Origin of the sequence: Streptomyces sp. NPDC002181, from assembly GCF_042890485.1 — a bacterium.
Taxonomy (GTDB): domain Bacteria; phylum Actinomycetota; class Actinomycetes; order Streptomycetales; family Streptomycetaceae; genus Streptomyces.
The window spans coordinates 33,668-44,557 of record NZ_JBIASC010000022.1 but is presented as its reverse complement, the minus strand read 5'-3'; the positions used below and the strand labels follow the sequence as shown (position 1 = coordinate 44,557).

Genomic DNA, 10,890 nt, shown 5'->3' with positions numbered 1-10,890 from the left:
CGAACAGCACGAGCACGACCACGAGCACGCGGAGCTGCCGCTCCTCGACCAGTCCGCGGGCGGCGGCTGCGGCGACGACTGCGGGTGCGGCGACGGCGAGGAGAGCGGCCTGGACCCGGCGCTCGCCCAGCTGCTCGCCGACGCGGGCCTGGACCCGATCGAGGTCGAGGACATCGCCCACATGGCGATCTCCGAGGACCTGGACGGCGGGGTCGACGTGACCACCGTGGCCACCGTCCCCGAGGAGGCCGTCGCGCACGCCGACTTCACCGCGCGCGAGGCGGGCACGGTCGCCGGCCTGCGCGTGGCCGAGGCCGTCCTGTCGGTCGTCTGCGAGGACGAGTTCGAGGTCGAGCGGCACGTGGAGGACGGCGACCGGGTCAAGCCCGGCCAGGTGCTGCTGACGGTCAAGGCCCGTACCCGGGACCTGCTCACCGGCGAGCGCAGCGCGCTGAACCTGCTCTGCCTGATGTCGGGCATCGCCACGGCGACGCGGGGGTGGGCCGACGAGCTGGAGGGCACCAAGGCGAAGGTCCGCGACACCCGCAAGACGACGCCGGGCCTGCGTTCCCTGGAGAAGTACGCGGTGCGCTGCGGCGGCGGCGTCAACCACCGCATGTCCCTGTCGGACGCGGCGCTGGTCAAGGACAACCACGTGATCGCGGCGGGCGGTGTCGCGGAGGCCTTCCAGGCCGTGCGCGAGCAGTTCCCCGACCTGCCGATCGAGGTCGAGGTGGACACCCTGCACCAGGTCCGCGAGGCGCTGGACGCGGGCGCGGACCTGATCCTGCTGGACAACTTCACGCCGATCGAGACCGAGGAGGCCGTGGCCCTGGTCGCCGGCCGCGCGGTGCTGGAGTCCTCGGGCCGGCTCACGCTGGCCAACGCCCGCGCGTACGCGGAGACGGGCGTGGACTACCTGGCGGTCGGCGGGCTCACGCACTCCTCCCCGATCCTGGACATCGGCCTGGACCTGCGCGAGGAGCGGTAATGCTGCTGACCATCGACGTCGGCAACACCCACACCGTCCTCGGCCTGTTCGACGGCGACGAGATCGTCGAGCACTGGCGCATCTCCACCGACCCGCGCCGCACGGCCGACGAGATGGCCGTCCTGATGCAGGGCCTGATGGGCATGCACCCGATGCTCGGCAGCGAGCTCGGCGACGGCATCCACGGCATCGCGATCTGCTCGACCGTCCCGTCCGTGCTGCACGAGCTGCGCGAGGTGACCCGCCGCTACTACGGCGACGTCCCCGCGGTGCTGGTGGAGCCCGGCATCAAGACGGGCGTGCCGATCCTGATGGACAACCCCAAGGAGGTCGGCGCGGACCGCATCATCAACGCGGTCGCCGCCGTCGAGCTCTACGGCGGCCCGGCGATCGTGGTCGATTTCGGTACGGCGACCACCTTCGACGCCGTGTCCGCGAAGGGCGAGTACGTGGGCGGGGTGATCTCCCCGGGCATCGAGATCTCGATGGAGGCCCTCGGCGTACGGGGAGCCCAGCTCCGCAAGATCGAGCTGGCGCGGCCGCGCAACGTGATCGGCAAGTCCACGGTCGAGGCCATGCAGTCGGGCGTGGTCTACGGGTTCGCCGGGCAGGTCGACGGGGTCGTCACGCGGATGGCCAAGGAGCTGGCCGGACCGCACGGCGACCCGGGCGCCGTACGGGTGATCGCCACCGGGGGGCTGGCGCCGATGGTCCTCGGCGAGTCCTCGGTCATCGACGACCACGAGCCGTGGCTGACGCTGATCGGGCTGCGCCTGGTCTACGAGCGCAACGCGCCGAACTTCGACTGAGGCCGTCCCCCTGCGCCCTCCCGCCGCCGGCCGCCGCCGGCGGCGGGCGGGCGCGGGGTGCGTGTGGTGCTCGTCTCACTCCCCGCCGTTCCGAAGTCCCGGGTCCCACCTGATGAATTAGCTTGAGGCCAACTCGTCGACTGGCACAGGACGGCTCACATGGCCCGTGGTACGGCGTACGTGAAGGTGGCCGACGCGCTGCGGGCCCGGATCCGGGCCGGGGAGTGGCCCGCCGGCGCCAAGCTGCCGTCACGCTCGCGCTTCGCCCTGGAGTACGGGGTCGGGCAGAGCGTCACGCAGCGCGCGCTGGAGCTGCTGGTCATCGAGGGGCTCCTGGAGGGCCGGGCGGGTTCCGGCACCTACCTGCGCGCCCCGCGCGAGCGGCTGCGGATCGTCCGCTCGCGGCGCCGCCGCCGGGCGGGGCCGGGCGGGGGCGGCCTGACGTGGGAGGCGCACTCCACGGCCCGTACGCCGGCACCGGAGCGGATCGCGGAGCGGCTCGCCGTCGCGCCGGGCGACCCGTGCGTGCACACCACGTACGAGTTCCTGGCCGAGGGCCGGCCGGTGCAGGTCTGCGAGTCCTGGGAGCCGATGGCGGTCACGGACGGCACTCCGGTCGTGCTGCCGGAGGCGGGCCCGTTCAAGGGGGCCGGGGTCATCGAGCGGATGCGCTCGATCGGCGTGCTGGTCGCCTCGGCGACGGAAGTCCCCCGCCCGGCGCGCGCCGACCAGGCGCAGGCACGACTGCTCGGCATCGGCGTCGGCGAGCTGATCACCGAGATCGAGCGGACGTACTACGCGGTGGACGGCCGGGCGGTGGAGACGGCCGACATCGTGATCGCGGACCGGCGCTCGGAGATCGCGTACGAGATCGACTTCCGTCCCGGGGACCGCTGACCGCCGCCGACCGGCCCCGCTTCAGGGCCCGCACTGCCGGGCCGCGTGGGGGTGGGTCAGCCGGTGCAGGGCCGCCCGCCAGGGGTGCCGGGCCTCCCTGCCGTCCACGACGGCCTGGAACTGGGCGTACGTACGGGCCGAGCGCAGGACGGCGACGTCGTCGCGGCCCGGCGGCGGGGGCATCGGCACACCCTGCTGGGATGCCCGCCAGGTGTCTATGAGGTACTGCTCGATCGCTGTCATGCCTCCACCCTGGACCCGCTCGGGCCGGCCCGCACGACGATTGACGCTCCTGGTCAATCGAACCGTGTCCGTCCAGGTCACAGGCCCGGGACAGGTCAGAATGGCCCGATGAGCGTCACCATCGACATCGCCGGGCTCCCCACGGGGCGCATCCGTTTCGCGCCCTCTCCGCTCTCCGAGCTCTGCATGACGCTGCACGCCCTCTCGCAGCCCGCCCACCACCCGGGCCTGGCCTCCTGGACCACCGCCACGGCCGCCGCGCTGGAGCCCTGCCTGGCGGACCGGCTGCTGGAGGGGGAGTTCATGTGGCGCAGTTCGTTCTCCGACATCTTCATGGCCTTCGCGGGCATCCCCGGCGGCGACGGCCTGCCGGCCGCGACCCTGGCCGAGGAGCTCGACGTACTGGACCGCATGGACGACGAGCGGTTCGTGATGGCCGCCCTGGAGCACTGCTGGCTGGCGCTGTACAACGAGGGCGGCGGGCCCTCCCCGCTGAAGAACCAGCGGGCCAGGACCAAGGCACTGGAGACGGCGGCCGCGCGCGGCCCGCGCCAGCTGGAGTTCTCGCTGCGACTGCTGGACGACACGGCCTCGGTACGGGTGTGGCTGCGGCGGCTCCTGGAGGAGTGCGACGAGGCGTTCTTCGCGGAGACCTGGCGGCGGATGGAGCCTCAGCAGAGCGCCGACGCCCGGCACAAGACGGAGGTGCTGCGCCGCAAGGGGCTCGCGGCGACGCTGCGCGAGGTGTCGCCGGCGCTGAGCGTCGACGCGGCCGCGACCACCATCACGGTCGACAAGATGGTGCACGGCTCGGCCACCGCGACGGACCCCGGGATAGGCCCCGGCCTGGTCTTCGTGCCGACGAGCTTCGGCTGGCCGCACCTGCTGGTGCTGCACGCGCCCGGCTGGGTGCCGGTGGTGCACTATCCGATCCGCTCCCCCGAACTGCCCGAGCCGGGCTCGGTGGAGCTGCTCCAGCGGCGGATGGAGGCGCTGGCGCATCCGATGCGGATGATGCTGTGCCGGAGCCTGGCGCGGGCCCCGTACACGACGAGCGAGCTGGCGACCGTGCACGGGATCACCGCGCCGGAGGTCTCGCGGCACCTGTCGGCGCTGAAGAAGGCGGGCCTGCTGCACACCTGGCGCCAAGGGCGTTACGTCCAGCACCAGTTGGATCTGAAGGTCGTCGCCCGGATCGGCTCGGAGTTCATCGAGGGCATCCTGCGCTGACGCAAGTCCGAAAGCCGGCGGCGGCTTTCACCGGTATGCGGAGACCCTCACCCGGAATCAGCGAAACCTCTGGCGAGATCGGCCACCCGGTCTATACCGTGCGTCCACCGCGCACCACCGGCGCCAGACCGTCCGTCACGTCCGTCTCGTCCGACCGTCACGTCCGTCCGTCTGTCTGTCCGTCTGTCTGCTCGTACTTGTCGTGGAAGGACCTTCATGCCCTCACGCCGTATAGCCGCAGCAACCGCCGCCCTGGCCGCCGCGGCCCTCGTCTCCCCGCTGATGCTCGCGGGACCGGCCGGTGCCGCCGGCAGCCCGCAGAGCGACGCCGCGCGGGGCGATGCGCTGGCCCGGAAACTGGTCAAGGACTCGACCGGAAAGGGCGCCAACAACCATCTGAAGGTCTTCCAGGCGATCGCGGACTACAACAAGGGCACGCGCGTGGCCGGTTCCAAGGGCCACCTGCAGTCCGCGCAGTACGTCGAGGCGGTGATGCGGGCGGCCGGCTACAAGGTCTCGAAGAACGAGTTCGACTTCGTGTACGTCGAGACGATCGCCGAGACGCTGAAGGTCAACGGCGCGGGGCGCGAGCGCGACGTCCCGATCAAGCTGATGACGTACACGGCGAGCGGCCCCGAGGACGGGGTGACCGCGCAGATCGCCGTCGCGCCGGTCGACGCGGACGGTACGAACGGCTGCGAGCCCGGCGACTTCGCCGCGGGCGCCTTCACCGGGAAGATCGCGCTGATCAAGCGCGGCGGCTGCACCTTCGCGGTCAAGCAGGCCAACGCGGCGGCGGCCGGGGCGGTCGGCGCGGTCATCTACAACAACACCGCGGGCGCCCTCAACGGCACCCTGGGCGACGCGAACGCAGGCAAGGTGCCGACCGGCGGCCTCTCGCAGGCCGAGGGCGAGCGGCTGGCCGCCGAGGCGACGGCCGGGCCGGTCGAGGTCACCCTCGACATCCGCGAGTTCCGGGAGAACCGCAAGACGTACAACGTGATCGCGGAGACGCGGGGCGGCGACGAGAACAACACCGTCTTCCTCGGCGCGCACCTCGACTCGGTCGCGGCCGGTCCGGGCATCAACGACAACGGGTCGGGCTCGGCCGGAATCCTCCAGGTCGCGCAGCGTCTCGCGAGCAGCCAGACGAAGATCAAGAACAAGGTCAAGTTCGCGTGGTGGTCGGCGGAGGAGTTCGGCCTGCTGGGCTCCGAGGCGTACGTCGGCGGGCTGACGGACGCGCAGAAGAAGCAGATCCGGCTCTACCTGAACTTCGACATGATCGCCTCGCCGAACGCGGCGTACTTCGTCTACGACGGCGACGACTCGGACAAGGTCGGCTCGGGCCCGGGGCCGGAGGGCTCGGCGCAGCTGGAGAAGGGCATCACCGACTTCCTCGACGCGCAGAAGATCCCGCACGAGGGGTCCGACTTCACGGGCCGCTCGGACTACGGACCGTTCATCGAGGCCGGCATCCCGTCGGGCGGTACGGACACGGGCGCCGAGGGCATCAAGACGGCGGCGCAGGCGGCGAAGTTCGGGGGCCAGGCCGGGGTCGCGTACGACGTGAACTACCACGGCAAGGGCGACGACATCGGCAACATCAACCAGAAGGCGCTCGACATCAACGTCGACGTCATCGCGAACGCGGTCGGCCACTACGCCTTCGACCTGGCCCCGCTGACGAGGCCGGTCGTCTCGAAGCCGACCACGGGCGGCGCCACGGGAGGCGGCCTGCGCCCGGGGCACGACCACGGCACCGCGCAGTAGCCGGCGGCTCCGCCGCGCGGGGCGGGGCAGAGCCCCGCGCGGCGGAGCCGGTCAGGCCGGCCAGGGACGCACGCCGACCGGCTGGACCAGCCAGCCGAAGTCGCCGAGGCCGCCGCGGGCGGTGAGTTCCGCCGCTTCCCCGGCGCGGGCCAGGGCGCGGACGTACCCCGCGGGGTCCGAAGACGCCATCGCCAGCGGGGGGCGGGCCCCCGAGACCCCGAGCAGGGCCAGCGCCTCGCGCTGCGCAACCAGCACCGCCCCCTCCCCCGCGCACGCGTCCAGTGCCACGTGAGCCGTCACGTCGCAGCTCCCGTCCGGTACCGGCGCCACCTCCCGGCCGCCCCGGAAGCCCGTCAGGGTGCCGTACGGGGGCCGGGCCCCGCGGGTGTGGGCGTAGTCCACCGCCACGGCCAGGCCGTGCGAGAGCGAGCGCACGGCGCCGGCCCACGCCTCGTCCCGCGCCCGCCCGATCTCCGCCCGGCCGGGCCCCGGCCACCACCGCTCCAGCCACGCCCGGTCGGCGCCGTCCACCACGGGGCCGGGGCTCTCCGTACCGTCCGGGGCGACCAGCACGTAGCGACCGTCCTCCGCGATCTCCAGGGGTACGTTGTCCAGCCACTCGTTCGCGAACAGCAGCCCCCGCGCACCCTCCGGCGGGCGCGGCACCCACCGGATCCGCGCATCCGCCCCGGCCGGCCGCTCCGCCCGCTCCACGGCCCACGCCCGCACCCTGCCCGCGACCTGCGCGGGCAGTGCGTCCAGCACCCCGGTCAGCAGCTCCCCGCGCCCGGCCCCGACGTCGACCAGGTCCAGCTCCGCCGGATGCCCCAGTTCCGCGTCCACCCACAGCAGCAGGCGGGCCACGGCCCCGGCGTACAGCGGCGAGGCGTGCACGGACGTGCGGAAGTGTCCGGCCGGGCCCGGTCCGCCCGGGCGGACGTAGAACCCGTCCGGTCCGTACAGCGCGGTCTCCATCGCCGTCCGCCATCCGACCGGAGCCGCATGCGGAACCGGATCCGCGGCCGCCGCTTCTCCCTCAGTGCTCATCCCCGAAAGGTTAAGCTCGCCCTCCACCTTGGGGAGTACGCCCCCGTCGCACGGATCGCACCTGTGGTTGACTCCAGCACCTATCTCCTTTGCCTACTCTGGGTTACGTGCAGCGCCTCTACGACTTCCTCCGCAGACACCCGACGGGCGTCGACAGCTTCTGGGCTGTCCTCCTGGTCGGGATCGGGATGCTGCAAGTCGCCAATGACGATCTCCCCAGCACCGCCGCCCGTCTGATCGCCGTCCCCACGGTGCTCGCGATGGGCGTCGTCGTGGCCCTGCGCCGCAAGTGGACGCAGCCGATGTTCTGGCTGGCCGTCGGCACCGGCGTCTACAAGCTGGCCACCCACACCGAGTTGATCACGTCCGACCTGGCGATGCTGATCATCCTGTACACGGTGGCCGCCTCGGCCGAGATCCCCCGCTGGCTGTCCCGTACGGCCCTCGCCATCGGCCTGTCCGCCGCCCCGCTGTACGTGCTGCGCTTCCGCGTGGCCGGGCTCGACAGCCCCGACGAGGTCCTGGGCGCGCTCTTCGCGATCGTCCCGTTCGCCCTCGCCTGGGTGCTCGGCGACTCCCTGCGCACCCGCCGGGCCTACTACGCCCAGCTCGTCGAGCGGAACCAGCGCCTGGAGAAGGAGCGCGAGGCCCAGGCCAAGGTGGCCGTCGCCGCCGAGCGCGCCCGGATCGCCCGCGAGCTGCACGACGTCGTCGCGCACAACGTCTCGGTGATGGTGGTCCAGGCCGACGGCGCCGCCTACGTCATGGACGTGGCCCCGGAACAGGCCAAGGAGGCCCTCCAGACCATCTCCGGCACCGGCCGCCAGGCCCTGGCCGAGATGCGCCGGCTGCTCGGCGTACTGCGCACCGGGGAGCCGCAGGAGTCCGAGGACTACGTGCCCCAGCCCGACGTGGAGCAGATCGAGGTCCTCGTCGAGCAGGTCCGGGCGGCCGGGCTCACGGTGGACTTCGAGGTCGAGGGCGCCCCGCGCCGGCTGCCCACGGGCGTCGAGCTCACCGCGTACCGGATCGTGCAGGAGGCGCTGACGAACACCCGCAAGCACGGCGGCCCGGACGCCAAGGCGAGCGTCCGGCTGGTCTACTTCGACGACGGGCTCGGCCTGCTGGTCGAGGACGACGGCCGGGGCGCGGCCCACGAGCTGTACGAGGACGGCGGCGCCGACGGCGCCGGGCACGGACTGATCGGCATGCGCGAACGGATCGGCATGGTCGGCGGCACCCTGGACGCGGGCCCGCGCCCGGGCGGAGGCTTCCGGATCAGCGCACTTCTCCCGCTCAAGAAGAAATGACGAGGTCGAGGTAACTGATGTCCATCCGAGTGATGCTGGTAGACGACCAGGTGCTGCTGCGCACGGGCTTCCGCATGGTGCTCGCGGCCCAGCCGGACATGGAGGTCGTCGCCGAGGCCGGCGACGGCCTGGAGGCGCTGGAGGTGCTGCGGTCCACGAAGGTGGACGTGGTGCTGATGGACGTCCGGATGCCGAAGCTCGACGGGGTCGAGGCCACGCGCCGGATCTGCGAGCGCGACGAGCACCCCGACGTGATCATCCTGACCACCTTCGACCTGGACGAGTACGCCTTCTCGGGGCTGAAGGCGGGCGCGAGCGGGTTCATGCTGAAGGACGTGCCGCCGGCCGAGCTGCTGGCCGCGATCCGCTCCGTGCACAGCGGTGACGCGGTGGTGGCCCCGTCCACGACCCGGCGCCTGCTGGACCGCTTCGCGCCGATGCTGCCCACGGCCACCCAGGAGCCGCAGAACAAGGAGATCGAGCGGCTGACGGAGCGCGAGCGCGAGGTCATGCTGCTGGTGGCCCAGGGCATGTCGAACGGGGAGATCGCCGCCCGCCTGGTCCTCTCCGAAGCCACGGTCAAAACGCACGTGGGCCGCATCCTGACCAAGCTGAACCTGCGCGACCGCGTCCAGGTGGTCGTCCTCGCGTACGAAACGGGCCTGGTCCGCGCCGGCGGCGCCTGACCTCCACCCGCTCTCCCGTCAGGTCATCCAGCGGTCCGGGCGGGCATCCGCGCGGGAGGTCCGGGAGCGGGCCGCCTGGGCGTCCAGCAGCCCGGCGGCCTCGGCCGCCGGGCGCAGCCTGGCCGTGACCGTGCCGTTGGCGCCGGTGTCCACATGGACGTCGGCGAGGCCCTGCACCCGCTCCCACGGGCCCTGGGTGAGCCGGACGCTCTGCACCTTGGCGTGCGGGACGATCTCCGTACGGCGGCACAGCAGCCCCTTGCGGGCGGCGAACACGTCCGCGGAGACGGCCAGGGCGTAGCCCCGCCACCACACCGGTACCACCCACCGCGATCCGGTCTTCGGGGAACGGCCGAAGTCGAGGGCGGCCAGGTCCACGCCCGGCAGCACGCGGGCGACCACCGCCTGGGCGGCGGCCCGCGAGGCCACCGGTACCAGGACCCCGTTCTTCGATCCGGCCACCGCCAGCTCCACGCGCACCCAGTCCCGGCGCCGCCACAGCAGCGGCTCCACGATCCGTACGGTCTGCACGCGGCCCGGGGGCACGGTCTCGTGCGCCCGGTCCAGCAGCCCGTGGTCGAGGCGCAGCCCGTCGGGGGACTCGGCGACCCGCCAGTCGAACTCGGTCAGGAAACGGCCGGCCGTACCGGACCAGACGCCGCCCAGCATGGGCAGCACGGTCGCGATCGTCGCCCAGGGGTTGCCGCTGAACCACCACACGGCGACGGGGGCGATCAGCCCGGCGGCCAGCGCCGCCCACACCGAGAGCGTGAGCAGCAGCGACACCACGAGATCGGCGGGCCGTACCTTCAGCAGCTCCTGCTGCGGGGCCTCGCCGAGCGCGACGGCCTCGGCGGGCGCGAACCCGGCCGCGCGGGCCAGCAGCTCGGCGCGGAGCGCCACGGCCTCGCGTTCTTCGAGGAAGGCGAGCTCGTCCTTGTCCTCGGCGCCGATCACGTCGAGCCGCAGCTTGGCCACCCCGGCGACCCGGGCCAGCAGCGGCCGGGTCACGTCGATGGCCTGGATACGGTCGAGCCGGATGTGGGCGGTGCGCCGGAAGAGCAGCCCGCTACGGATGCGCAGCTCGGTGTCGGTGACGGAGTAGTGGGTGAACCACCAGCTCAGGAACCCGTACACGCCGAAGACCACGACGAGTCCGAGCAGCGCGAGACCGCGCAGGGTCGCGGAGAGCCCGCTCGCCCACCGCTGTATCTGGTCGGCCTGCTGGGCGGCGACGCCGACGGTCGCGCCGATCGGCACCCATGCCCGGCGCAGCGGCGTGAGCAGGTGCAGCCGGCGCTCGACGGCGGGGACAGCGGGGACGGCGGGTTCGGCCGCGGCGGCCGGTTCGGCGGTCACAGGCCCGCCGACCTTGCCTCGCCGAGCTCCGTCAGCCGGTCCCGGAGCCGCTGCGCCTCTTCCGGGGCAAGTCCCGGGATCTTGGCGTCGGTGGCCGCGGCCGCCGTGTGCAGCTGTACGGAGGCCAGCCCGAAGCGCCGCTCCAGCGGCCCCGAGGTCACCTCGACCAGCTGCATGCGCCCGTACGGGACCACGGTCTGGGCCCGCCACAGCACGCCCCGGCTGATCAGCAGGTCGTCGGCGCGCTCGGCGTACCGCCAGGACCGCCAGTTACGGCCGAGCAGCACCCAGCCCCAGCCCAGGGCGACCAGCCAGAACGCCCCCGCGGCCGCCCACGCCGGACCGGCCGTCAACCCGAGCAGCAGGGCGGTCCCCGCGGCGAGCGGCACGGTCCACATCACCAGCAGCAGCCGCCGCAGCCTGAGCAGCCCACCCGGCAGCCCCACCCATGCGCACTCGCCGGTCTCACCCGTCGTCCCCGTTTCCATGCCTTCAGCGTAGGGGGGTGGCGCCCCGGCCAGACCGGGCTCGCGGCGCATGGTGCC

Annotated in this window: 11 protein-coding genes; 7 read left to right on the top strand and 4 right to left on the bottom strand. The window is 73.0% G+C overall.

From position 1 onward, the window contains the following. Window positions 1–34 precede the first annotated feature (34 nt). The 3 genes from nadC (at window position 35) to ACFYXV_RS33310 (ending at window position 2,697) form a co-directional block, all read left to right on the top strand. Window positions 35–991: a carboxylating nicotinate-nucleotide diphosphorylase gene (gene nadC, locus ACFYXV_RS33320; RefSeq protein ID WP_385472576.1), complete on the top strand. Its 957-nt coding sequence runs from the start codon at window positions 35–37 to the stop codon at window positions 989–991. Continuing rightward, window positions 991–1,800 carry a type III pantothenate kinase gene (locus tag ACFYXV_RS33315; protein ID WP_383339647.1) on the top strand — a complete coding sequence of 270 codons (810 nt, stop codon included), beginning with the start codon at window positions 991–993 and terminating at the stop codon, window positions 1,798–1,800. Before nadC ends, ACFYXV_RS33315 begins: the two co-directional genes overlap by 1 nt. Window positions 1,801–1,959: 159 nt before the next feature. Beyond that, window positions 1,960–2,697: a GntR family transcriptional regulator gene (locus ACFYXV_RS33310; protein ID WP_385472551.1), complete on the top strand. Its 738-nt coding sequence runs from the start codon at window positions 1,960–1,962 to the stop codon at window positions 2,695–2,697. Between the two features lie 21 nt (window positions 2,698–2,718). Here ACFYXV_RS33310 and ACFYXV_RS33305 read toward each other — a convergent pair whose 3' ends face one another. Next, window positions 2,719–2,940, bottom strand: coding sequence for a hypothetical protein (locus tag ACFYXV_RS33305; RefSeq protein WP_385472548.1), 222 nt, complete (start codon window positions 2,938–2,940; stop codon window positions 2,719–2,721). A gap of 108 nt (window positions 2,941–3,048) precedes the next feature. Between ACFYXV_RS33305 and ACFYXV_RS33300 the strand changes: the two genes are divergently transcribed. Both ACFYXV_RS33300 and ACFYXV_RS33295 read left to right on the top strand, forming a co-directional pair. Next, window positions 3,049–4,170: a DUF5937 family protein gene (locus ACFYXV_RS33300; protein WP_385472545.1), complete on the top strand. Its 1,122-nt coding sequence runs from the start codon at window positions 3,049–3,051 to the stop codon at window positions 4,168–4,170. 216 nt (window positions 4,171–4,386) lie between these two features. Next, window positions 4,387–5,943 (top strand): M28 family metallopeptidase, encoded by a 1,557-nt coding sequence (locus ACFYXV_RS33295; protein ID WP_385472543.1) that lies wholly within the window; start codon window positions 4,387–4,389, stop codon window positions 5,941–5,943. 51 nt (window positions 5,944–5,994) lie between these two features. On the opposite strand, the gene ACFYXV_RS33290 is transcribed toward ACFYXV_RS33295, so the two are convergent. After that, window positions 5,995–6,990, bottom strand: a complete 996-nt coding sequence (locus tag ACFYXV_RS33290; protein WP_389384966.1) for an SAM-dependent methyltransferase — start codon at window positions 6,988–6,990, stop codon at window positions 5,995–5,997. A gap of 107 nt (window positions 6,991–7,097) precedes the next feature. Between ACFYXV_RS33290 and ACFYXV_RS33285 the strand changes: the two genes are divergently transcribed. Together ACFYXV_RS33285 and ACFYXV_RS33280 are read left to right on the top strand one after the other, a co-directional pair. Beyond that, window positions 7,098–8,300: a sensor histidine kinase gene (locus ACFYXV_RS33285; protein ID WP_385472537.1), complete on the top strand. Its 1,203-nt coding sequence runs from the start codon at window positions 7,098–7,100 to the stop codon at window positions 8,298–8,300. A 17-nt stretch (window positions 8,301–8,317) separates the two neighbouring features. After that, on the top strand, window positions 8,318–8,986 hold the full coding sequence (locus ACFYXV_RS33280; protein ID WP_048478161.1) for a response regulator transcription factor: 669 nt from the start codon (window positions 8,318–8,320) through the stop codon (window positions 8,984–8,986). 18 nt (window positions 8,987–9,004) lie between these two features. Here the strand turns inward: ACFYXV_RS33280 and ACFYXV_RS33275 are convergent, their stop codons facing one another. Both ACFYXV_RS33275 and ACFYXV_RS33270 read right to left on the bottom strand, forming a co-directional pair. Then, window positions 9,005–10,345 (bottom strand): PH domain-containing protein, encoded by a 1,341-nt coding sequence (locus ACFYXV_RS33275; protein WP_389384965.1) that lies wholly within the window; start codon window positions 10,343–10,345, stop codon window positions 9,005–9,007. After that, window positions 10,342–10,833 carry a PH domain-containing protein gene (locus tag ACFYXV_RS33270; protein ID WP_385472530.1) on the bottom strand — a complete coding sequence of 164 codons (492 nt, stop codon included), beginning with the start codon at window positions 10,831–10,833 and terminating at the stop codon, window positions 10,342–10,344. Before ACFYXV_RS33270 ends, ACFYXV_RS33275 begins: the two co-directional genes overlap by 4 nt. Between the last annotated feature and the right edge of the window lie 57 nt (window positions 10,834–10,890).